This window comes from Streptomyces cyaneofuscatus (genome assembly GCF_042718795.1).
Lineage (GTDB): Bacteria > Actinomycetota > Actinomycetes > Streptomycetales > Streptomycetaceae > Streptomyces > Streptomyces cyaneofuscatus_A.
On record NZ_JBHXOX010000017.1, the window covers coordinates 91,779 to 113,657 of the forward strand.

Sequence of the window (21,879 nt, forward strand, 5' to 3'; positions counted from 1 at the left end):
GGCCCCCCGCCGCCCACAGCCCGACTACGCGGCGCTCCAGGCGATCCCGTCCAGGATGTCGTGCTCGCTGACGACGACCTCGTGTGCGCCCGTCCGCTCCATCACGGCGAGCAGGACCAGGGCGCCCGCCGCGATCACGTCGACCCGGCCCGGGTGCATCACAGGGATCGCGGCGCGCTCCTCGTGGGTGGACTGGAGGAGGTGTTCGGTGATCGCGCGGACCTGGCCGCGGGAAACGCGGGAGTGGTGGATGGCCTCGGAGTCGTACTCCGCCAGCTCCAGCGCGATCCCCGCGATCGTGGTGACCGTGCCCGCCAGGCCGACCAGCGTGGCCGCCTCGGTCAGCGCGACGGTCCCGGCGGCCACGTCGAGGGCGGCGTCGATGTCCGCGCTAATCGCGGCGACCCGCTCGTGGGTGGGCGGGTCCACCACGGTGCCGTCCACGGTCAGGTGACGCTCGGTCATGCGTACGCAGCCGACGTCCACGGAACGGGCCGCCTCGACGCCGTCCGAGCCGAGCACGAACTCGGTGGAGCCGCCGCCGATGTCGACGACCAGATACGGCTTCGCCAGGTGGTCGCCGCCCGTCAGCTCCTTGGTGGCGCCGTCGAAGGAGAGCTGCGCCTCCTGGTCGCCGGTGATCACCTCGGGCTCGACGCCCAGGATGTCCCGGACGCCGGCCACGAAGTCGGCGCTGTTCTCGGCGTCGCGGGAGGCGGAGGTGGCCACGAAGCGGACGCGTTCGGCGCCGAACTCCTCGATCACCGCGGCGTACTCACGGCAGGCCGCGAAGGTGCGCTCCAGGGCCTCGGGGGCCAGCCGGCCGGTCCGGTCGACGCCCTGGCCGAGGCGGACGATCGTCATCCGGCGGTCCAGCTGGGTGAAGGAGCCGGTGGCGGGGTCCGCGTCGGCGACGAGGAGCCGGATGGAGTTCGTACCGCAGTCGACGGCGGCGACCCTGGTCATGCGCCCTGCCCTTCGGCGGGGCCGTCGAGCGGGCGGAAGGCGAAGTGGCCCCCGTCGCCCTCGTCCACCGTCCAGCCGTCCTCGGCCTTCGGCGCGCACGGCGTGACGCAGGCGCCCTTGGCCCACCACTCCGGCAGCATCGCGATGGCCTCGTCGCCCAGCGGGTTCACCCCGGGCCCGGCGGCCAGCGAGTGGCCGACCAGGACGTGCAGGCACTTCACCCGGTCCGGCATGCCGCCGGCGCTCGGGAAGCCCTCCAGCACCTCGATGGCGTCGCGGCGGGTGATGTAGTCCTCGTGCGCGGCCCGGTAGGCGGCGGCCAGCTCCGGGTCGGTCTCCAGACGGGCCGTCATCTCCTTCATGACCCCGTTCGCCTCCAGCGTGCCGATCGCCGAGGCCGCCCGGGGGCAGGTCAGGTAGTACGTCGTCGGGAACGGCGTGCCGTCCTCCAGACGGGGCTGGGTCTCCACCACGTCCGGGTTGCCGCACGGGCAGCGGTGCGCGATGGCGCGCAGGCCGCGCGGCGGGCGGCCGAGCTGCTGCTCGAACGCGGCGATGTCCGCGTCGGTGGGCTTGGTGGACTCGGTCTGCGGAGGGGGCGTTTCCATGCCTGCCTTGGTTCTGCTCGGAAGCTCGTCGAAGGAAAAGGAAGTAAGAGGGGTGTCAGTCGCGGTCGGCGCTGTCCACGCCGTCCCAGACGTTCGAGTGCCAGGGGCGGTTGTTCTCGCCGGGGTCTGCGCGCCGGTCCTCCGCCGCGTCGGGATCGGCCACGATGTAGCCGGTCTCGCCGGGGAGGACGTAATGGAGGTGCTGGCGGGCCAGCCGCATGATGTACGCGTCGTCCTGGAGCCGCGCCTTCTCGTCCCGCAGCTCCTCGGTGCGCGCCTTCGCCTCCTGCGAGAGCCGCTCCTGCTCGGCGATCTCGTCGCGCTGGGAGACGTACTGACGCATCGGGTAGGCGAGCGCGACCACCAGGGAGCAGACCACCAGCGCCAGGAACGCGGCCCGGCCGGTGAGCCGGGAGCGGCGGGCCTGGCGGCGGTTCTGCGAGCGGTACACGCGGGCCGCGGTCTGCTCGCCGAGCAGCCGCAGCCTGGTCGCGGTGGAGAACCGGTCGCGGTCCTTGCCGGCCATGTCTCCCGCCTCCCCGTTACGCACGTCCGTCCCCGCACACGGTACGGGACCGGGTGCGGGGACGGGCGGAGGCTACCGTCTTGGCGCTGTGGGTCAGCCCTGAGAAGGGCTCAGCCCTGAGCCAAGGTCAGCCCTGAGCCAAGGTCAGCCCTGGAGAGCGGTCAGCCCTTGAAGCGCGGGAAGGCGGAGCGGCCCGCGTACACGGCGGCGTCGTCGAGGATCTCCTCGATGCGCAGCAACTGGTTGTACTTGGCGACGCGGTCCGAGCGGGCCGGGGCGCCGGTCTTGATCTGGCCGCAGTTCACCGCGACGGCGAGGTCGGCGATGGTGACGTCCTCGGTCTCGCCGGAGCGGTGCGACATCATGCACTTGAAGCCGTTGCGCTGGGCCAGCTCGACGGCGTCCAGGGTCTCGGTCAGCGAACCGATCTGGTTGACCTTGACGAGCAGGGCGTTGGCGGAGCCCTCCTCGATGCCACGGGCCAGGCGCTCGGGGTTGGTGACGAAGAGGTCGTCGCCGACGATCTGCACCTTGGCGCCGATGCGGTCGGTGATGACCTTCCAGCCGGCCCAGTCGTCCTCGTACAGCGGGTCCTCGATGGAGACCAGCGGGTACGCGGAGACGAGCTCCTCGTAGTACTCGGTCATCTCGGCGGCCGAGCGGGACTTGCCCTCGAACTCGTAGACGCCGTCCTTGTAGAACTCGGACGCGGCGACGTCGAGCGCGAGCGCGATGTCGCGGCCCGGGACGTAACCGGCCTCCTTGATGGCCTCGACGATGAGGTCCAGGGCGGCGCGGTTGGACTCCAGGTTCGGGGCGAAGCCGCCCTCGTCGCCGAGTCCGGTGGACAGGCCCTTGGTCTTCAGGACCTTCTTCAGCGTGTGGTAGATCTCCGCGCCCCAGCGCAGGGCCTCGGAGAAGGACTCCGCGCCGATCGGGGCGATCATGAACTCCTGGATGTCCACGTTGGAGTCGGCGTGCGAGCCGCCGTTCAGGATGTTCATCATCGGAACGGGCAGCAGGTGCGCGTTCGGGCCGCCGAGGTAGCGGAAGAGCGGCAGGTCGGACGCCTCGGAGGCAGCGTGCGCGACGGCGAGCGAGACACCGAGGATGGCGTTCGCGCCGAGCGAGGCCTTGTTCTCGGTGGCGTCCAGGTCGAACATCGCCTGGTCGATGAGGCGCTGCTCGGTGGCGTCGTACCCGACGAGCTCCGGGCCGATCTGCTCGATGACGGCGAGGACGGCCTTCTCGACGCCCTTGCCCTGGTAGCGGTTGGGGTCACCGTCGCGAAGCTCGATGGCCTCGAACGCACCGGTGGAGGCGCCGGACGGAACGGCAGCACGGCCCGTGCTGCCGTCGTCGAGGCCAACCTCGACCTCGACCGTGGGGTTGCCCCGGGAGTCGAGGATTTCCCTGGCTACGACGACGTCGATGGACGGCACGAGGCATCTCCTTCTGGGATATGACGCTGGTTGTGCAGGGTCACTGTGGCCTTGCGACACGAGCCTAACCGGCCCGGCCGCGTCAGTCGGCCGACCGCCCGCCTCCTGGGACGAAAAAGGACCCAAGGGCCAGCATCACGGGACAAATCTCTAGAAATCTACTGAACGGTAACAAGCGGCGGCGGTGCGATGCCGACAAGAAGTGAACGGATCCCTTTGCCCGTCGGCTTCTCTCGCCTGTCGGCTTCTCTCGCCCGTCGGCGTCCTTCACGCGGAAAGACCCCGGCCCGGCGCGCACGGGGGGAGTAGCGCGCCGGGCCGGGGAGCCGTGCGAGGGAGGGTGGAGCCGGACCCCCTCCCTCCGGGGAGGAGAGACGGCTGTTACTTCAGGTGGAGCTGCTGACCCGGGAAGATCAGGTCCGCTTCCTTGACGATGTCGTCGTTGAGCTTGAAGAGCTTGCTCCAGCCGCCCTTGACGCCTTCCCTGTCGGCGATCTTGCTCAGGGTGTCGCCGGTCTTGACCTTGTACTCGCCGTCGCCCTTCTGGACCTTCTCACCGGTCGGGGTGGTGACGGTCTTCTTGGAGCTCTCGGCCTTGGGGGCGGCCGGGGCGGTGCGCTGCTCGCTGCGCGAGGTGGGCTGCTCGGCCTTGCGCTCGGGCTGCGCCTGCTCGGGCTTGCTCGCGGACGAGCCGGAACCGGTGTTCACGCCCGGGTCCACACCGTCGTTGGTGAGGCCGCCGGCGCCGGCGCAGGCCCAGGCGCCCGGGCCCTGCATGTCGAGGAGCTTCTCGGCGGTGGCGATCTGCTGGTCCTTGGAGGCCAGGTCGGCACGGGAGGCGTACTGCGTACCGCCGGCGGCGGCCCAGCTCGACTGCGAGAACTGCAGCCCGCCGTAGTAGCCGTTGCCGGTGTTGATGGACCAGTTGCCGCCGGACTCGCACTGGGCGACGGCGTCCCAGGTCTCGACGGAGGCGGCGGAAGCGTTGGTCGCGCCCATCAGCGGGACGGCCACAGCGGCACCGGTGATGCCCGCGAGGGTGGCGAGACGGACGGTCTTCGAGGGGCGACGGTGCTTGCCCTTGCTGTTCAGCAGCATGGAACGGATCTCCTCACCGACGCCTACGAGGTGAGCTGTCGGGTTCGGGCTGATGAGTTGCCCGGTCGCGCGACCTTGCGCGCGACTTCACCCCAAGCCGTTCCCGTACGTCCCCGGCTGCGAAGGAGCTGTCCTTCGCGGGGGCTGCACGGACCCGGCGGCCTACCTGGGTCCCCCGCTCCTGCCTACGGCGCTTACGCGTCTGTTCCCTTCGACCGACGGCAGGATTCGGCGTGACGGTCGACGGGGCCCGCGGTGCGAGCGGCTTAGACCGTAAACACAGGCAACCCCGACATTCAAAGATGGACATACTCACCCAATCGGCGCTTACTTGCCTACCCTGACGGACCGTTTCCGCAGGTCGGAGGGGATCTACGCCGAGCGGGCGGACGCAACACGCCAGTTGCAGCAAAGAGACCCATGTCTCACTTACGCATAAGTGGACATAGGCCTCTGAACTACCCGCGATTTTGGGGTGTTTTCCCGAATTCGATCAGTTGGCGGCGGACGCCTCGGGGCTGGTCTCAGCGCCTGCCTCAGCGCCTGTCCCAGCACTTGCGTCGGCGCCTGCGTCGGCGCTTGTCCCAGCACTTGCGTCGGCGCCCTGACCCAGCCCCAGATCCAGGCTCTGGCCAGGCAGGATCAGGTCCGGGTCGGAGCCCAGGAGGTCCTTGTTGGCCTCGTACAGGCCGGTCCAGCCCTGCGGGAGTTCCTGGGAGTCGGCGATGGCCCAGAGGTTGTCGCCGGGCCGCACGGTGTAGCCGCCGTCGGTGACCGCGCTGCCGTCCCGCGCGTCACTCTCGCCCCGCGAGGCGTGCCGGCCGGACTCCCGGGGACCGTCCCCCTGGTCCACCGTGCCGGTCTCCTCGGGGGCCGGCGCGCCGCGGTGCTTGCCGCCGGTGCGGTCGGCGCGGCCGTTGCCCTGCGAGGCGTCGGGGGCGGAGGTGGAGGGCTGCGAGGCGTCGGGAGAGCCGGGGGTGCCGGTCTTTCCGGTGGCGGAGGGCGCGGAGGGCTTCGCCGAGGGGTTGAGCGTGTCGCCGCCGCCCTTGTTCTCCCCCTTGTCGGTTTTCTCCGTCTTGCCGGTGGAGTCCGTGGTGCCCGTGGTGCCCGTCTTGTCGGTCGAGCCCGTGTTGCCGGAACCTTCTGCTTCACCCTTTTCATCCGCTTCGTCCGCCGGGGCGGTCGTGGGGTCCTGAGTGGGGTCGGCGGAGGGGACCGTACCGGGGTCGACGCCGGGCAGGCTGCCGTCCACCGCGAGGCCCGAGATCACCGCGCAGCTCGGCCACGCCTGCGGGCCCTTGTCGTCCAGGACCTTCTCGGCCACGGCTATCTGCTGCGAGCGGCTGGCCAGGTCGGCCCGCTCCGCGAAGGCGTCGCCGCCGTACGCCGACCAGGTTTCCTGCGAGAACTGGAGCCCGCCGTAGTAGCCGTTGCCGAGGTCGGCGCTCCACATACCGCCGCTCTCGCACTCCGCGACCCGGTCCCAGGTGGTGGCGTCGGCCGCCTGTGCGCCCGCCGCGCCGAGGAGCGGAATGGCGATGGCCGATCCGGTCACGCCTGCGGCGACGACGATGGCGGGTGCCTGACGAGGGCGGCGGTGTCTGCCGTTCGCGGAGCCCATGGGATATGCCTTCCGTGCGACTGACAAGCAAGAACTGACAAGCAGGAACCGAGGAGCATGAAGCTGTTACGCAAGTGGCGCGTGGGCAACCGGTGAACAGCGGCCGACGCGTCGAACCGTGAACCTAGCGGGACTCGAACGCATGTCACAAGTCGATGCAGCGCAGATCACGTGAAAGTCACAGAGGTGACAGCGTGTCACTTTCTTCGAGGCGGTGACCGGGCTCGAATTGCACCGGCAGGGTGCGCAGTCCGCGCATGATGAGCCCGCCGCGCCAGCGCAAATCGCCAGGTTCTACGGCAAGTCGCAGGTCAGGGAGGCGTCTCAGCAGGGTCGCCACGGCGGCCTGACCCTCCAGCCGGGCCAGCGGTGCTCCCAGGCAGTAGTGGATTCCGTGACCGTAGCCGAGATGCTGATTGTCACTCCGTGGCAGGTCCAGCGTGTCCGGATCCTCGAACCGTTCCGGGTCCCGGTCCGCCGCCGCCAGCACCACCAGCACCGGGTCCCCGGCCGCGATCTGCTGCCCGCCGAGCGTCAGCGCCTCGGTGGCGTACCGCCAGGTCGCGAGCTCGACCGGGCCGTCGAACCGGAGCAGTTCCTCGATCCCGGTGGCCAGCAGCGCGCTCTCCCCCGCGGCAAGGGATTCTTCGAGCCGGGCGCGCTGTTCGGGGTGGCGGAGGAGAGCGTACGTACCGTTCCCGATCAGGTTCACCGTCGTCTCGAACCCGGCGAAGAGCAGGATGAACGCCATCGCCGCGGCCTCGTTCTCGGTGAGGTGCTCGCCGTGGTCGCTGGCCCGGATCAGCCCGGAGATCAGGTCGTCGCCGGGGTTCTCCCTCTTCCGGTGGATGAGTTCGGCGAGATAGCCGCGCATCTTCTTCACCGACCGGGCCACCCCGCCGCGCGGCCCGCCGCCGTGGCGGATCATCATGCCCGCCCAGTCCCGGAAGTCGTCCTGGTCCTCGCGCGGGACGCCGAGCAGGTCGCAGATGGCGTAGATGGGGAGCGGGAAGGCGAAGTCGTGGATGAGGTCCGCCTCTCCCTTCTCGACGAAGTCGTCGATCAGCCGGTCGGTCAGCTCCTGCACGCGGGGCGCGAACTCCGCGACCCGGCGCGGGGTGAACGCCTTGGAGACGAGCCGGCGCAGCCGGGTGTGGTCCGGCGGGTCGATGTTGAGCAGATGCGTCATCAGCTCCGCCTTGCGCTCCCCCGGGATCCCCGTCTTCCCCTTGGCCGCCGCGGACCCGGCGTGGTTCGCCGGGTCCTTGGAGAGCCGCGCGTCGGCGAGCGCCTGCTTGGCGTCCCCGTACCGGGTCACGAGCCACGCCTCGACCCCGCTGGGCAGCGCGGTGCGGTGCACGGGGCTGTGCTCGCGGAGCCAGGCGTAGGCGGGGTAGGGGTCGGTGGCGAACTCCCAGGTGAAGAATTCGGGGGCGTCAGGCGTGTGGGGGCAGGCGGGGGTGTCGTTCACTCCTCGACGCTATCGGGCGGTGCGTACGTCACGGCATACAGCCGGGGCAGCGCCCGCGCCGCCAAGGGGTGCCCGGCCTCGGCCGCCCGGTTCATCCAGGTCTTGGCACGGTCGAGCAGCAGCATGCCCAGGGAGTACTGCGACCGTACGATGCCCGCCTCGGCGGCCTGTTCCAGGTACGGGATCGCCTCCGCCGGCGCACCGCGCGCGACCATCATCTCTCCCGCCGCGGCCGCCGCCTCGGTGTGGCCGCCGTCCGCCGCATTGCGGCACCAGAACTCGGCGGTCTCCAGGTCGCCGACGGTGACGTTGATGTCGCCGAGCACCGCCGCGAGCATCGGGTCCTCCCTCGCCCGCTCCACCAGGTGTACGTGGGCGTTGGCCCGGACCGTCCAGCGCGCGCCCTCCGTCCACACCGTTTTCAGGGCGAACATCCACAGGCCGAGCGGGACCGGCCAGTCGTCGGGCTGGTCGACCGCATCGGCGAGCAGCCCGCCGAAGACGCCCCAGGTGCCGTCCTTCTCCCCAGGGACCAGCAGCCCGCTCACCCCGTACCGCTGCTCGGCGGCCCAGGCGAGCCCGTCGTCGAACGACTCGGCCTCGGCCGCCGCGAACGCGTCCGGGTACAGCCGCTGCGCCTCGCGGAGCACCTCGCCGGAGATCACCCCGTCGGGCACCCCGCACCGGTGGAGGTCGACCGCGGCGCGCACCAGCAGATGGCCGCGCGGGTGACGGGTCGGCCGGGCCGCCCGCCGCCACTCCTCGACGAGGTCCGGGCCGACGGCCAGGTACTCGGGCACGGTGTGCGCTCCGCGCCAGAGCCGGGCGCTCCGCAGCCGGGGCTCCTCGTCCAGTGCCTCAAGGCGAGCCCACTCGCTGTCGCTCCACACCCTGTTCAGCTCGACGGCCCGGATTCCGTCGAGCACCCGGGCGCGGTCCGCCGCCCCGAACCGCCGCGCGTCGTACGCCTCGTCCTCCATCGTGGCCAGCACCGGCACCCGCAGCCGTACGAGCTCCGCCAGGACGGCCGGGGTCAGCCCGTACTCGCCCAGGTGGCCACCCAGGTCGTCCAGCCACAGGACACAGCTCGCCTCGCCCCGCCCCCGTACCACCGCCGGAAGCCCCCGCAGATCCGTACCGGGCGATGGCGCGAACACCCGGGTCGTACCGGGCAGGCCGGCCGCCAGGGCCGCCCACACCGTCCGGGTCTTGCCCGAGAGCGGCGCCCCGGTCACCACCACGAGACCGCCCTCCCGGGCCGCCTCCCGGACGCGGTCGCCCAACTCCGCGTCGCAGTCCCGCTCCACGTAAGGCGGCAGCAGCGGCCCCCCGGGCAGCCGCCAGGTGCGGCGCACGCCGAGGGTGATCGGGTCGGCCGCCTGGAGGTGCGGCCACTCGCGGGACGGCGGCAGGGCGGAGTGCGGCGGCTGCGCATAGTAGGTGTGTACGCCGCCGTACAGGGCCCCGGCCTGGACCACTGGGGCCTGGAAACTTCCGCCGGAAACGGTGTTGTGCGCGGTGAGCGGGGGCGCTTCCGCAGCAGGGCGTTCGGTTACCGAGGGGGTGTTCCTCCGCGCACTCTGGAAGGCGTTCCTCCGCGCGACCGCGGTGACGTTCTTCCGTGTAACCGTAGGAACCTTCTTCTGGGCAACCGTGGGGGCGTTCTTCCGCCGGAAGGCAACAGCCAGCGCTTTCAGCTCCACGAACCCGGCAGGGTTGGCCACCCTCACCTCGCCCAGGATTGCCAGCAGGAGTGCTCTGGCTGCTTCCGGCCCTCCCGGAATACTGCCGTGGTGCATTCCGTGCATCCTGTCCAGGCGCGGCCCCTGGAAACGGATGGGGCGCCTCCGTAAGCACGCGGCCATCGCCTCGTGCGTACCCTGCTTGTCGCTCATGACGACCAGCGTCAACGCATCTGCCAGCGACTCCAGTTCAGCGTCCACGCGCCCGCCCCCGCCCCTTGTACGACCTCTCAGGTCACCGTACTAACCCGCACGCCCCTCCGCCGCCATGATCGCGTCCCTGTAGGCACGAGCCGCCGCGCGCAGGGCGGCTTCCGGGTCGGTGCCGTTCGCCTCGGCCTGCACGGCCAGCGCGAGGAGCTCGTAGCCGAGGGGGTCGCCCGTCGGGAGGGGGACGTCGAGGCCGGCCGTGCGGGCGCGGCTGCCGAGCTTGGCCGCGAGGGCCAGGCCCGGTTGGCCGAGGGGGACGCCCTCCGTGACCGAGGTGCGCTGCTTCTCGATCGCCTTCGTGCGGAGCCAGTGCGCGTGGACGTCCTCCGGGGTCTCGGCGGTCTCGTCGCCGAAGACGTGCGGATGGCGGTGGATCAGCTTCTCGACCAGGCCGCCCGCCACGTCGTCGATGGCGAACGGTTCCTCGGGGTCTTCCTCCGCGATGCGGGCGTGGAGGACGACCTGGAGGAGTACGTCGCCCAGTTCCTCACGCAGCTCGGTCCGGTCGCCGTCCTCGATCGCCTCGACCAGTTCGTACGCCTCCTCGATGGCGTACTTGGCGAGGCTCTTGTGCGTACGTTGCGAGGTCCAGGGGCACGCGCGGCGGATCCGGTCCATGACCTGGACCAGGTCCAGGAGGCGGGCGCCGGGCAGGTCGTACGAGCCGGGGAGCAGCTCCAGGTCCGGCATGGCCACCCGGCCGGAGCCGCCGAGCCGGGCCAGTCCGTCGGTCAGCCGGCTGTCCCCCTCGCCGCCTACCAGGACCACGACCGTGCGGCCGCCCGCGCAGGCGGCGACCAGTTCGTCGGCGGAGGGCGCCGCGTGCTCGACGCGGACGCCCGCCTCGCGGAGGTAGGGCAGTTGCGGGTGGTCCGGGTCGGCGGTGAGGACCTGGTCGGCGGCGTGCAGCGTCTGCCAGGCCGGCCAGGACAGCAGGCCGGCCGCGACCCGGTGGCTGGCGGTGAGGAGGACGATACGGCCGGGGGCGGCGGGCGGCGGGCCGGAGGCTTCAGCGTTCACCCGGCGAACCTACCCGCCGCGTCCCGAGGTCAGGCGCCCGGCGGGTACCCGGACGGCGCCCGCCTCAAGCGCCCGCCTCAAGCGCCCGGCTCAAGCGACAGGCTCAGGCGCCCGCCTCAGGCTCCTGCGGGGCGAACTCGGTGACCTGGGTGATCCACGGCGCCTTGTAGTTGCCGAGCTGCATCTTCTGGTCGTCCCAGGCGCCGAAGCGCGGGTTCACGTCGATCTTCAGCTGCTTCGACGCCTTGGTCAGCGCCTCGCCGACGACCTGCTGCCCGGCGGGGGTGCCGAGGTCCGCGCCGAGCGCCTTGGCGAGCTTCGGGAGCAGCACCTCCTGGCGCATGTCGCCGTCGATCTGGTCCGGGGCGACCCAGCGCTGCTGGAGCATCATCGCCTGAAGCTGCTCCTCGCCGCCCGCCTGCGCGCGGCTCGCGGTCCGGGCCTCCTGGATCTCCTTGCGGGTGACGGTGACCCCGGCGTCCTCGGCGGCCTTGTCCAGGATCCGGCCGAAGATCAGCCCGTGCAGCTTGGCGCGGTTGAGCTGGCCCGACTTGTTGACCAGTTGGGCGGCCTCGGGCGAGCTCTCCTGGGCGGCGCGGACGTCGGCCGCCTGGGTCTGGACCGCCGAGACCTCGATCCGCTCGCCGCCCACGACGGCCGCGGCACCGGGGTGGGCCTCGTTGCCGCAGGCGGCCAGAAGGGGGGCCGCGAGCAGGGTTGCGGCGGAGACGGCGAGCGCGGTGCGACGACGGCGGTGCAAAGGAGCCTCCCGTGGAGAGTTTGTGCATCGGTGCACAAGCCTTGCGGTGACCGATGTTAGGCAGTGGTGGTGATCGGTGCCACTAGTTCGACCAACGATTCGGGAGGAGTTGGGGATGTGGGGCGGGCCCTGGAGCTGACTCAGCCGCCCCGGACGTCCCTTTGGTGGCTGAGGCGGCGGCGCAGGTCCACGGGGAGCGGGTGGTGCGGGCCGTACGTGCGCTCCGCGTCGTACAGCAGGGCCTGGAGCTGGGCACGGCCCGCCGTGTGGTCCCCGACCGCGAGCAGGAGCTGCCCGATGCGGTGGCGGATGTCGAGCGCCCGGCCGGGGTCGGTGGTGACGGGCCCGTAGGCGTTCTCGTAGTACGGGAGGACCGCGCGGTACTCGCCGAGCGCGGCCGTGGCCTCGCCGAGCTGCTCCAGGCACTGGGCGGCGTCGTAACGGAACTGGAGGACCTGGATGTCGGCCGGTCCGGTCTCGGCGGTGCGGTCCTCCGCGAGGCGCCGCAGCTCCGGGAGGGCGCGGCGGTACTGCCCGTCGTCCATCAGCGTCGCCGCGTACTGCTTGCGCAGGATGCGGACGACCGGGGAGTGCTCGCCGTGTTCGGCGGCGGCCGCCGGGAGGATCGCACCGAGGATGTCCACGGCCTGGGTGATCCGGCCCTCGCCGAGCAGCTTCTTGACCTCGTCCACGGCCCGCGCGACGTCCGGCCGGGCGGGCGGCGGCGGGGTGAAGTTGGTCGGCGCCGTGAGCGGCGGGGGCGGGGAGAGGAGGGAGGCGACGGCGGGCCAGGGGGTCGTCGTGCCGGGCTGGGGCTGCGCCGGTACGGAGACGGCTGCCGGTACGGAGACGGCTGCCGGTACGGGCGTGGAGGCCGGGGTCGTGGCCCGGTCCGGCCAGGGGGCGTGCGGGCGCAGGAAGGGGCGGGTCGGGTCCAGGGGCTTGGTGGGCGTCCCGTGCTGGGGCAGCAGCGGGGCCAGCTCCTCGTACACCTCCTGCGCGGAGGCGGGCCGGTCCTGCGGGTCCTTGGCGAGCAGCCGCAGGACCAGTGCTTCCAGGGCGGCGGGGACTTCGGGGCGGGCCTCGCGGACCGGGACCGGCGGCTCGTAGAGGTGGCGGTGCAGGACGCCGAGCGCGGTGGACCCGGCGAACGGCACGTCCCCGCTGAGCAGTTCGTGCAGGACGACCCCGAGCGCGTACAGGTCGGTGTACGGGCCGACCGCGCCGCCCATCGCCTGCTCGGGGGACATGTAGGCCGGGGAGCCGATCGGTGAACCGGTGTGGGTGAGGCGGGTGGTGTCCGTGTCGAGGACGGAGGCGACACCCAGGTCGAGCACGGTGACGGTGCCGTCGGGCCGGACCATCACGTTCCGCGGCTTCAGGTCGCGGTGCACGATCGGCACCGCGTGCACCGCGCTCAGGACGGCGCAGAGCTGGGCGGCGACCGCGACGGCCCAGGGCCAGGGGTACGGGGTCCGCTCGGCGAGGTGGTCGGCGAGGTCGACGCCCTCCACGTACTGCATGACGAGGTAGAGGTCCTGGCCGTCGCTGCCCGCGTCGTGGACGGTGACCAGGCCGGGGTGGTCGACCTGCGCGGTGACCCGGCACTCGCGGACGAACCGGCTGCGCAGCTCGTCGGCGGCGTCGCTGCCGGTGGGGCCGGCGACCCGGTCCGGGCGCAGCAGCTTCACGGCGACGCGGCGGTCCAGGCGCTGGTCGTACGCCGTCCAGACCTGGCCCATGCCGCCCTGGCCGAGGATGGCGGCCAGCTCGTACCGCCCGGCGATGACCCGGTTGCTCACCGGCCTTCGCCCTCCCTGTTCTCCTTGTTCTCCTTGCGGAGGTAGTCGCTGAGCTCGTCCAGCTCGGCCCGGACCTGGTCGAGCCGCTGGGGCGCGGGCTTGGGGGGCGGGGTGTCGACGGCGTACGGGTTCGGGGTGGCGGGCGGCGTCTGGGGCTGGGGCTGGTGCTGGACGGGCACCTGGTTGTGGACCTGGGCGGGCGGGTGCTGATGGGTGCCCGGCCCGTACGGAACGGTCGTGGCCGTGGGGCCGGACACCGGGCGCTGGGTGCCGTACGGTCCGGGCGCCGCGAAGTGCCGCGTCTCCATGATCAGGTAGTACGTGATGACGCCGGCGAGGAGCAGTATGAGCCAGCCGACCCCGACCAGCGCCTGGGCGTCCGTCATCTGGTCCCCCTCGGGCAGGGCCGCGAAGAACGCGAACAGGCCGATGGTGAGGACGACCGCGACCGCGAACAGCCACCAGTCACGGGGCTTGCGGGTGACGATCGCCAGCCTCAGCATCGCCACCCACCCGAGGAACCCGCAGCTCAGCACGGTCAGCACAACAAAGATCGCGCGCAGCGTGGTGAGCGTCCCCGGGGACGGCCGGGACGTCGGCGGCTGCTGCGGCGGATAGCCGTAGCCGTGCATGTGCTGCTCCTGGGAGGCGTACGTGAGTCGGGCGTGTGAGCTGAGCGTATACACCGCCGCCGACAGACCGTCCCCCGTTGTGCCCAACCGTTGCCCAGTAGGTCACCGGGGCGTGACCGTACGGCACCGCACGGCACCGCACGGCCCGTCAGGCCGGCGTGGACCTGGATGGGCGGCCGGTCGTCGCGCCCGCCGTGAAGTCCACCTCGGCGGTGCGCAGTACGCGGATGCGCCGGCCGGGGAAGCGCAGGTTCCGGTAGATCTCGTTGTGGTGCGCGATCGACGCCTCCGGCGCGGCGTACGGGCCGGGGTCGGGGCCAGGGTCGGGCCGGAGTGACGTGGTGTGGGCGTCGGCGACGAGCACCACGTCGTAGCGGAGGCTCAGCGCCCGCCGGGCCGTGGACTCCACGCAGATCTCGGTGGCGAACCCGGTGACGACGACCTCGGTGACCCCCAGGTCCCGCAGTGCGGCGTCGAGCCCGGTGTCCAGGAAGCTGTCGGGGCTCGACTTGGGGACGACCGGCTCACCCGGCGCGGGCGCGAGTGCGGGGGCGATGCGCCACCCCTCGGTGCCCGGCTCCAGTTCGTCGTCCTGGTGCTGGACCGTCACCACCGGTACGCCGGCGGCCCGGGCCCGCTCCTGGAGTACGGCGATCCTCGCGACGGTCCCGGCGGCCTGGTGGGCGATGGCCACCAGGGCGTTCTGCATGTCGATGACGAGGAGGGCGGTGGTGTGCGGCACGGGCCACACGCTAACGCCGACGGGGCGTTGGCGCACCGGAGTTGTCCCCGGGGCGCCCTCCCCCGGACGTGCTCCTCACACCCGGTGCCGCACCCATACGTTCGGCTCGGCGTAGACCGCGTACCCGTGCGCGGGCGAACAGTGCACCGGCACCAGCGCGCCCGGCACCTCCACCGGCCCCTCCGTGTCGAACGGCAGCCCGGTCCACCCCCGCCACTGCTCCAGCGTCCCGCTCACCGTCATCGACACCGGGGCCACCGAGTCCACGACCCCGCCCGCCCGGACATGGACCCGCAGCCACGGATCCTCGGGCAGCCCGTCCTCGGGCCGGGTGAGCCGGGCGTACTCCTCCATCGGCAGCGCGGCCCGCAGGTGCTTGCCGCTCGGCCGCACCGGGGCGACGACCTCGCCGAAGCCGTGCCGCCCCGCGTTCTCCCGCATCGCGGCCAGCATCCGGCCCGAGATCCCCTTGCCCTGGTGGCCGGTGGCCACGGTGATCTCGATCGCGCTGACGGTGTCCGGGGTGCGGCCGCGCCGCAGATCCGAGAAGGCCCAGAGCAGGGTCCGGTCCCAGCCGCCGGCGGGGAGCTTGCCGCGCCCGGGGGCGTTCAGCTCGAAGGGGACGCTGTAGGCGCGGGCGACCACGCTGCCGCCCGGGTCGGTGGCGACGAGAACGTACTGCGGGAACTCGACGGCGATCCGCCCGAAGTTGGCCCAGCCGACGATGTCCTCCAGGACGAATTCCGGCCAGGTGTCCGGCATCCGGTTCAGGGCGTCGGCGAGCTCGGGGCGCTCGGCGAGCGTGGTGATGTGCAGTTCCATGAGGCTGACCCTAGCCAGGCCGTACCGGCTGTGACCAGGGAATTTCCGCGTACCGGCGCCGATGGGAGCGGCCCTCGGGCGGCTGCCCGCCAGGCGCTCCGCTCCGGGAACCGTGAGGTGTCCATGCCGCGTCCCCACCCGTGACTTCGTACCTCCGCGACTTCGTACCGCCATGACTTCGTACCTCCGTGACTTCGTCCCCGAGCACCACTCCATGAGGAGCAGCACCATGAGCCAGCCAGGCAGTACGCCGTCCCGCCCCCGGAGGGGAGCCGGGTGTCTGCAGAGCCTTTTGGTGCTCGCGGTGATTCTCGGCCTGGGCTACGGCGCGTCCAAGGTCTTCGGTGACAAGGACTCCTCCTCCTCGTCGTCCTCCGCGTCCTCGTCCCCCTCCTCCGCCTCGGATGGCAAGGGCGGTTCCTGGGAGGTCGGTGACTGCGGCGGGCCGGACCCGGAGAACAAGCCGGACGGCTACCGCGCGTTCGACTGCGACGACGCCGGCGCGACCTTCGAGGCGCTGGAGATCAAGAGCGCGAGCATCATGCCCAACGCGATCCAGTGCCCGGCCGGGACGGACCTGATCATCCAGGTCTCACGGGTCTTCGGCTCCGGCGACGACAAGAAGAGCAGCGGCATCCCCACCAACACCGTCTGCGGCCGGAACCTGACCGGTGACCACCCCGGGGACGCGGGTTCCGGCGGCGGGCAGTTGGTGAAGGGCGACTGCATCACGTCGACCGCCAAGGAGGTCGCCTGCGCCTCGGCCGGGTCCGACGCCTTCAAGGTGCTGGCCCTGGTCGAGGACGAGAAGGAGTGCCCGGCGGCGACGGCGGAGCCGATGCAGCTGATGATGGCGATGGGCCGGCCGTACAACGTGATCTGCGGCGGCAAGGTCTGACACGCTCTACGGCCACGGGCTGCCGGCTCAGCCTCCGCACTGGGCGAGCATGGCCTGCTTGTCCGGGGTGGTGACCGGGAGGTCGTACTTCAGCGAGACCTGGGCGAACCGCACCGCGTACGAGCAGCGAATCGCCTTGTACGGCGGCAGCCAGGCGGCCGGGCCGGAGTCGCGCTTGGCGCTGTTGGCCGGGCCGTCGACCGGGAGGAGGTTGAGCGGGTCGTTGGCGATCTGCTGCCGCTTGGTCTCGTTCCAGCGGGCGGCGCCCATCTGCCAGTTGTAGGAGAGCGGCATCACGTGGTCTATCTGCACCTTCGTCGCCTGCTGCTTGCGCCAGTCGATGGACTTGCCGGTGTAGGGGTCCTTGAGCTTCAGCGAGACGACGACGCAGTCGGAGCCCGAGCGGTGCTCGATGTCCTTGCCGTCGCGGGCGAGGAGGTCGTTACGGGTGTCGCAGCCGTTCCGGGCGAGCGGGATGCCGTCGATCCCGTCCTTCCACGCCGACCCGAACTTCTCCCGCTCGTAGCCGGTCCTGGGGCCGCGCCCCTTGGTGGCGACCTTCTCGATGATCTTGCGGGCGGCGGCCCGGTCCGCGTCGCCGGTGAGGGGCGCCAGGCCCGGCTTCGTACCGTCGGGGTTGTCCAGCGGGCTGACCCCGAACCCCTCGGCGGACTGCGCCCCGCCACCGTTCGCACCGCCGCTCGCGCTGCCGCTGGTGCTGCCGCCGCTCTCCGCCGCGAGGTCGTCGGGGTCGCAGCCGGCCAGGGCGAGCACGACGAGGGCGCTGAGGGCGGGGAGGGCCGCGACTCGGTACGTACGGGGAGATATCACGTGAAGCCATCCTGACGGGGAGAAAGCCGAACGCCGAGAATCTTATGGGCGTCTTCCCCGTCGGCGGGGCTTTCATGACTGGCCTTCCGTCTTCACCGGTCGCCCGGGCCGATCCGGGTGAGCGGCGAGCAGTCGGCGTCCCGGTCGTCGGCATTGTCATAGGTGCCTGGCACCATGATCGGCGTGAGTGAGACAACTGAGCCTGAATGCAGTGAAGTTGCTGGCGGCCTGACCACGCCGGAGGAGTGGCGGGTCTTTCTGGAGCGATACGGCGAGCTGTACGTGAAGGTCCGCGCCGACGATGACGAGGCCGTCGACCTTTTGGATGACGATCAGCTGGAGGCCCTGGACCGAGGGGAGCGGGTGGTGCCGTGGCTGGGGGAAGCCCCTGCCCGCGAGGAGGCTCTGGTGGCATCGGAGGAGCGGCTCGGCGTGCGGTTCCCACCGGGTCTGCGGGGATTCTTCCTGGCGAGCGACGGGTGGGCGAGCGTGGATGCCTGGGTGGACGGCATCCACCCGTGCGGCCGCGTCGTGTGGATGCGGGACAGCGAGGCAGGCAGCCGCGTGACCCAGATCTACGAATCGATACCCGGCAACGAGGACGTCGTCCAGTTGTTCCGCCGGTCCGTCGAGATCGCCCGGGGAGAGGACTACTGGCTGCTCGATCCGACCGACGTCGGGCCGGACGGCGAGTGGGCCGCCTACGAGTTCGCACCGAAGTACGGCGACACGACGAGACACCCCAGCTTCTCCGCGCTGATCCACTCCGGGTACGAGAGCATGGAGGAGGATGAGGACGAAGAGGACATGGACTGAGCCGATCACCTCACCGTCGAAGCCCGGCGGGACGCCTCCCCCGGCTGCTCCGCCGCCCTCGTGAACGACCACCTCGGCCCCGCCGGAATCCCGGCGGGGCCGACGTACGGCGGGCTGCCGCCCCTACGACCCCAGGATCGTCGTCAGGAACTCGCCCGTCCACGACAGCAGTTCGCGGCCCACCACCGGCTTGCCGCCGATCCTGCCCGTCGTCGGGCGCGGGACCAGGATCTGGTGGGCCGTGGGCTTGATGACCGTCTTCGGGTGGAGGCGCTTCAGGCGCAGCTCCTGGGATTCGCGCAACTCCACCGGGGCGAAGCGGATGTTGGAGCCCTGGAGGACGATCTCGCCGACTCCGCAGGCGCGGGCCAGCATCCGCAGGCCCGCCACCAGGAGGAGGTTCTCGACCGGTTCGGGCAGGGGGCCGTAGCGGTCGGTCAGCTCCTCGCGGACCGCGCGGATGTCGTCCTCCGAGGTGGCCTGGGCGATGGCGCGGTACGCCTGGAGGCGCAGGCGCTCGCCGGGGGCGTAGTCGTGCGGGACGTGCGCGTCGACCGGGAGCTCGATCTTGACCTCCAGCGGGGGCTCCTCCTCCACGGAGCCGTCCATCTGGGCCCGGTAGTCGGCGACCGCCTCGCCGACCATGCGGATGTACAGGTCGAAGCCGACGCCCGCGATGTGGCCGGACTGCTCGCCGCCGAGCAGGTTGCCCGCGCCGCGGATCTCCAGGTCCTTCATCGCCACGTACATGCCCGCGCCCATCTCCGTGTGCTGGGCGATCGTCGCGAGGCGCTCGTGGGCCGTCTCCGTCAGGGGCTTCTCGGGGGGGTACAAGAAGTAGGCGTAGCCCCGGTCGCGGCCTCGGCCCACCCGGCCGCGGAGCTGGTGGAGTTGGGAGAGGCCGAAGTTGTCGCCGCGCTCCACGATCAGCGTGTTGGCGTTGGAGATGTCGATGCCGGATTCCACGATCGTCGTGGAGACCAGGACGTCGAACTTCTTCTCCCAGAAGTCCACCACCACCTGCTCCAGGGCCTGTTCGGACATCTGCCCGTGGGCTGTCGCGATCCGCGCCTCCGGGACGATCTCGCGGAGGCGGGCGGCGGCCCGGTCGATGGACTCGACCCGGTTGTGGATGTAGAACACCTGGCCCTCGCGCAGGAGTTCACGGCGGATCGCCGCGCCGATCTGCTTCTCCTCGTACGGGCCGACGAAGGTCAGCACCGGGTGGCGCTCCTCCGGCGGGGTGGTGATCGTGGACATCTCGCGGATGCCGGTGACCGCCATTTCGAGCGTACGGGGGATGGGCGTCGCGGACATCGTGAGGACGTCGACGTTGGCGCGGAGCTTCTTGAGCTGCTCCTTGTGCTCGACGCCGAACCGCTGCTCCTCGTCCACGATGACCAGACCGAGGTCCTTGAACTTCGTCTCGGAGGAGAAGAGGCGGTGGGTGCCGATGACCAGGTCGACCGCGCCGTCCTTCAGGCCCGCGAGGGTCGCCTTGGATTCCGTTTCGGACTGGAAGCGGCTCAGCGCCCTGACGTTGACCGGGAATTGGGAGTAGCGCTCGGTGAACGTGTTGTAGTGCTGCTGGACCAGGAGGGTCGTCGGGACCAGGACCGCCACCTGCTTGCCGTCCTGCACCGCCTTGAACGCCGCCCGGACCGCGATCTCCGTCTTGCCGTAGCCGACGTCGCCGCAGATCAGCCGGTCCATCGGGACCGTCTTCTCCATGTCCTCCTTGACCTCGGCGATCGTGGAGAGCTGGTCCGGCGTCTCCGCGTACGGGAACGCGTCCTCCAGCTCCCGCTGCCACGGGGTGTCCGGGGCGAAGGAGTGGCCGGGGGCCGCCATCCGGGCCGAGTACAGCTTGATCAGGTCGGCGGCGATCTCCTTGACCGCCTTCTTCGCCCGCTGCTTCGTCTTCGTCCAGTCCGCGCCGCCGAGCCGGTGCAGGGTCGGGGCCTCGCCGCCCACGTACTTGGTGACCTGCTCCAACTGGTCGGTCGGGATGTAGAGCCGGTCGCCGGGCTGGCCGCGCTTGGCGGGGGCGTACTCGACCAGCAGGTACTCGCGGGTCGCGCCCTGGACCGTACGCTGCACCATCTCCACGTACCGGCCCACACCGTGCTGCTCGTGCACGATGTAGTCGCCCGCCTCCAGCGTCAGCGGGTCGATCGTCTTCCTGCGGCGGGCCGGCATCCGGCCCAGGTCCTTGGTGGCGGTGCGCTGGCCGGTCAGGTCGGTCTCGGTGAGCACCGCCAGCTTCAGCGCCGGGTCCACGAAACCCTGGTCGATCGCCCCGCAGGAGACATGGACGACGGACGGCGCGATCTCGGTCAGGTCGGGGACGAAGCGGGCCGCGATGCCCTCGCCGCCCAGCACCTCCACCGTACGGGTGGCGAGGCCCTGGCCCTCGGTGACGTACACCGTGCGCCAGCCGTCGGCCAGCCACCCCTTCGTGTCGGCGAGCGCACGGGCGGTGTCGCCCCGGTACGCCTCGGGGGCGTGCATCGACAGCTTGAGCGTGTCCTCGTCGTGCTCGGCGTCGTCGGCCGCGAAGGGGGAGGTCGACCACCACATCATCCCCAGCTCACGGGCCCGGTCCCGGACGTCCGCGATGCTCCGCAGCGAGGCCGCGCCCACGTCGATCGGGGCCTCGCCGCCGCCCGCCGTCGCCGCCCACGACGCCTGGAGGAACTCCTGGCTGGTGGCGACCAGGTCGGCCGCCCGGGTCCGGACCCGCTCCGGGTCGCAGACCAGCGCCATCGACCCCTGGGGCAGGACGTCGAGCAGCAGCTCCATGTCGTCCACCAGGACCGGGGCCAGCGACTCCATGCCCTCGACCGCGATGCCCTCCGCGATCTTGCCGAGCAGCTCGCCCAGCTCCGGGTGCGCCTCGGCGAGGGCGGCGGCCCGTTCCCGTACCTCCTCGGTCAGCAGCAGTTCACGGCAGGGCGGCGCCCACAGGCCGTGCGCGGCGACCTCCAGGGACCGCTGGTCGGCGATCTTGAAGTACCGGATCTCCTCGACGTCGTCGCCCCAGAACTCCACCCGAAGGGGGTGCTCCTCGGTCGGCGGGAAGACGTCCAGGATCCCGCCCCGTACGGCGAACTCGCCCCGCTTCTCCACCAGCTCCACCCGCGCGTACGCGGCGGCCGCCAGCGCGTCCACCACCTCCCCCAGGTCCGCGCTCTGCCCGCTGGTCAGCGCCACCGGCTCCAGCTCGCCGAGCCCCTTGACCTGCGGTTGCAGTACGGAACGGATCGGCGCCACGACCACCGAGACCGGACCCGTCTCCGGGTCGTCCTCGCGCGGGTGCGCGAGGCGCCGCAGCACGGCGAGGCGCCGGCCCACGGTGTCCGAGCGGGGCGAGAGGCGTTCGTGCGGCAGGGTCTCCCAGGACGGGAACTCCGCGATCGTGTCCGGCGGCAGCAGCGTCCGCAGGGCGGCGGCCAGGTCCTCGGCCTCCCGGCCCGTCGCGGTGACGGCCAGCACGGTCCGGCCGGTCTGCCGGGCCAGCGCGGCCACGGCGAACGGCCGGGCGCCGGGCGGACCCACCAGGTCGACATGCATGCGGTGGCCGTCGGCGGCGGCCTTCACCGCCTCGGCGATCGCCGGGTCCGTTACGACGACATCCAGCAGACCGTGCAGGCTCATAGGGGCATCCGTCCGGGTCATGAGGTGTTCAGGTGTTGCCGGCAGCCGGCTGCTGCCAGGGGGCAACGCGAAGAGCCCGACACGTGGGACGAGCCGGGGGTTCCCAGACTACGACCCGGCAGTGACAGCCGCTCCCGCAACCGGGGCGGCAGCGGTGTACCGGGCGGGCGGTGTGGGGAGTCTCTCCGTCGGACGGCGCCGGGGTCTTCACGGGG

The 21,879-nt window shown here is 71.6% G+C and carries 18 protein-coding genes and 1 riboswitch; of the genes, 2 read left to right on the plus strand and 16 right to left on the minus strand.

Annotated features, from left to right (window positions below; translation table 11 throughout):
- Positions 1–24: 24 nt before the first annotated feature.
- From ACFWRT_RS20675 to ACFWRT_RS20740, 14 genes are all read right to left on the minus strand, one after another.
- Positions 25–966 carry a Ppx/GppA phosphatase family protein gene (locus ACFWRT_RS20675; protein ID WP_380953010.1) on the minus strand — a complete coding sequence of 314 codons (942 nt, stop codon included), beginning with the start codon at positions 964–966 and terminating at the stop codon, positions 25–27.
- Complete coding sequence (locus ACFWRT_RS20680; RefSeq protein ID WP_380953009.1) at positions 963–1,574, minus strand: DUF501 domain-containing protein; 612 nt, start codon at positions 1,572–1,574, stop codon at positions 963–965. Before ACFWRT_RS20680 ends, ACFWRT_RS20675 begins: the two co-directional genes overlap by 4 nt.
- A 55-nt stretch (positions 1,575–1,629) precedes the next feature.
- On the minus strand, positions 1,630–2,100 hold the full coding sequence (locus tag ACFWRT_RS20685; RefSeq protein WP_380953008.1) for an FtsB family cell division protein: 471 nt from the start codon (positions 2,098–2,100) through the stop codon (positions 1,630–1,632).
- Between the two features lie 161 nt (positions 2,101–2,261).
- Complete coding sequence (gene eno / locus ACFWRT_RS20690) at positions 2,262–3,542, minus strand: phosphopyruvate hydratase (protein WP_003968663.1); 1,281 nt, start codon at positions 3,540–3,542, stop codon at positions 2,262–2,264.
- 381 nt (positions 3,543–3,923) lie between these two features.
- Entirely contained in the window at positions 3,924–4,640 is a 717-nt protein-coding gene (locus ACFWRT_RS20695; protein ID WP_380953007.1) for a transglycosylase family protein, read from the minus strand.
- Between the two features lie 5 nt (positions 4,641–4,645).
- A riboswitch (cyclic di-AMP (ydaO/yuaA leader) is annotated at positions 4,646–4,843 on the minus strand.
- A 290-nt stretch (positions 4,844–5,133) separates the two neighbouring features.
- Positions 5,134–6,261, minus strand: coding sequence for a transglycosylase family protein (locus ACFWRT_RS20700; RefSeq protein WP_380953006.1), 1,128 nt, complete (start codon positions 6,259–6,261; stop codon positions 5,134–5,136).
- A gap of 178 nt (positions 6,262–6,439) precedes the next feature.
- The gene (locus ACFWRT_RS20705; RefSeq protein ID WP_380953005.1) at positions 6,440–7,732 is read right to left on the minus strand and encodes a cytochrome P450 family protein; all 1,293 of its coding nucleotides are present in this window, start codon (positions 7,730–7,732) and stop codon (positions 6,440–6,442) included.
- Positions 7,729–9,210: a tetratricopeptide repeat protein gene (locus ACFWRT_RS20710; RefSeq protein WP_380953004.1), complete on the minus strand. Its 1,482-nt coding sequence runs from the start codon at positions 9,208–9,210 to the stop codon at positions 7,729–7,731. Before ACFWRT_RS20710 ends, ACFWRT_RS20705 begins: the two co-directional genes overlap by 4 nt.
- A gap of 507 nt (positions 9,211–9,717) precedes the next feature.
- Entirely contained in the window at positions 9,718–10,704 is a 987-nt protein-coding gene (locus ACFWRT_RS20715) for a nucleoside triphosphate pyrophosphohydrolase (RefSeq protein WP_380953003.1), read from the minus strand.
- Between the two features lie 103 nt (positions 10,705–10,807).
- The gene (locus ACFWRT_RS20720; protein ID WP_380953002.1) at positions 10,808–11,464 is read right to left on the minus strand and encodes a SurA N-terminal domain-containing protein; all 657 of its coding nucleotides are present in this window, start codon (positions 11,462–11,464) and stop codon (positions 10,808–10,810) included.
- Between the two features lie 140 nt (positions 11,465–11,604).
- Complete coding sequence (locus ACFWRT_RS20725; RefSeq protein ID WP_380953001.1) at positions 11,605–13,266, minus strand: protein kinase domain-containing protein; 1,662 nt, start codon at positions 13,264–13,266, stop codon at positions 11,605–11,607.
- Positions 13,263–13,898 (minus strand): hypothetical protein, encoded by a 636-nt coding sequence (locus tag ACFWRT_RS20730; RefSeq protein WP_380953000.1) that lies wholly within the window; start codon positions 13,896–13,898, stop codon positions 13,263–13,265. The genes ACFWRT_RS20725 and ACFWRT_RS20730 overlap by 4 nt, the downstream gene beginning before the upstream one ends.
- A gap of 148 nt (positions 13,899–14,046) precedes the next feature.
- A complete protein-coding gene (locus ACFWRT_RS20735) occupies positions 14,047–14,640 on the minus strand; it encodes a cysteine hydrolase family protein (protein ID WP_380952999.1) in 594 nt (197 codons plus the stop codon).
- A 75-nt stretch (positions 14,641–14,715) separates the two neighbouring features.
- Positions 14,716–15,462, minus strand: coding sequence for an N-acetyltransferase (locus tag ACFWRT_RS20740; protein WP_380952998.1), 747 nt, complete (start codon positions 15,460–15,462; stop codon positions 14,716–14,718).
- A gap of 229 nt (positions 15,463–15,691) precedes the next feature.
- Here ACFWRT_RS20740 and ACFWRT_RS20745 point away from each other — a divergent pair, with 229 nt between their 5' ends.
- Positions 15,692–16,360 carry a hypothetical protein gene (locus ACFWRT_RS20745; RefSeq protein WP_380952997.1) on the plus strand — a complete coding sequence of 223 codons (669 nt, stop codon included), beginning with the start codon at positions 15,692–15,694 and terminating at the stop codon, positions 16,358–16,360.
- Between the two features lie 27 nt (positions 16,361–16,387).
- On the opposite strand, the gene ACFWRT_RS20750 is transcribed toward ACFWRT_RS20745, so the two are convergent.
- On the minus strand, positions 16,388–17,191 hold the full coding sequence (locus tag ACFWRT_RS20750) for an HNH endonuclease family protein (protein ID WP_380952996.1): 804 nt from the start codon (positions 17,189–17,191) through the stop codon (positions 16,388–16,390).
- A gap of 174 nt (positions 17,192–17,365) precedes the next feature.
- Between ACFWRT_RS20750 and ACFWRT_RS20755 the strand changes: the two genes are divergently transcribed.
- Complete coding sequence (locus ACFWRT_RS20755; RefSeq protein WP_380952995.1) at positions 17,366–18,007, plus strand: SMI1/KNR4 family protein; 642 nt, start codon at positions 17,366–17,368, stop codon at positions 18,005–18,007.
- Positions 18,008–18,130: 123 nt separating this feature from the next.
- Here the strand turns inward: ACFWRT_RS20755 and mfd are convergent, their stop codons facing one another.
- Positions 18,131–21,664: a transcription-repair coupling factor gene (gene mfd / locus ACFWRT_RS20760; RefSeq protein WP_380952994.1), complete on the minus strand. Its 3,534-nt coding sequence runs from the start codon at positions 21,662–21,664 to the stop codon at positions 18,131–18,133.
- Between the last annotated feature and the right edge of the window lie 215 nt (positions 21,665–21,879).

Excerpts from the sequence above, each read along its gene's own strand:
- ACFWRT_RS20745 (WP_380952997.1), top strand. The coding sequence starts at position 15,692 with ATGAGCCAGCCAGGCAGTACGCCGTCCCGCCCCCGGAGGGGAGCCGGG.
- ACFWRT_RS20695 (WP_380953007.1), bottom strand. The coding sequence starts at position 4,640 with ATGCTGCTGAACAGCAAGGGCAAGCACCGTCGCCCCTCGAAGACCGTC.
- ACFWRT_RS20680 (WP_380953009.1), bottom strand. The coding sequence starts at position 1,574 with ATGGAAACGCCCCCTCCGCAGACCGAGTCCACCAAGCCCACCGACGCG.
- mfd (WP_380952994.1), bottom strand. The coding sequence starts at position 21,664 with ATGAGCCTGCACGGTCTGCTGGATGTCGTCGTAACGGACCCGGCGATC.
- ACFWRT_RS20675 (WP_380953010.1), bottom strand. The coding sequence starts at position 966 with ATGACCAGGGTCGCCGCCGTCGACTGCGGTACGAACTCCATCCGGCTC.
- ACFWRT_RS20730 (WP_380953000.1), bottom strand. The coding sequence starts at position 13,898 with ATGCACGGCTACGGCTATCCGCCGCAGCAGCCGCCGACGTCCCGGCCG.
- ACFWRT_RS20755 (WP_380952995.1), top strand. The coding sequence starts at position 17,366 with ATGATCGGCGTGAGTGAGACAACTGAGCCTGAATGCAGTGAAGTTGCT.
- ACFWRT_RS20685 (WP_380953008.1), bottom strand. The coding sequence starts at position 2,100 with ATGGCCGGCAAGGACCGCGACCGGTTCTCCACCGCGACCAGGCTGCGG.
- ACFWRT_RS20740 (WP_380952998.1), bottom strand. The coding sequence starts at position 15,462 with ATGGAACTGCACATCACCACGCTCGCCGAGCGCCCCGAGCTCGCCGAC.
- ACFWRT_RS20700 (WP_380953006.1), bottom strand. The coding sequence starts at position 6,261 with ATGGGCTCCGCGAACGGCAGACACCGCCGCCCTCGTCAGGCACCCGCC.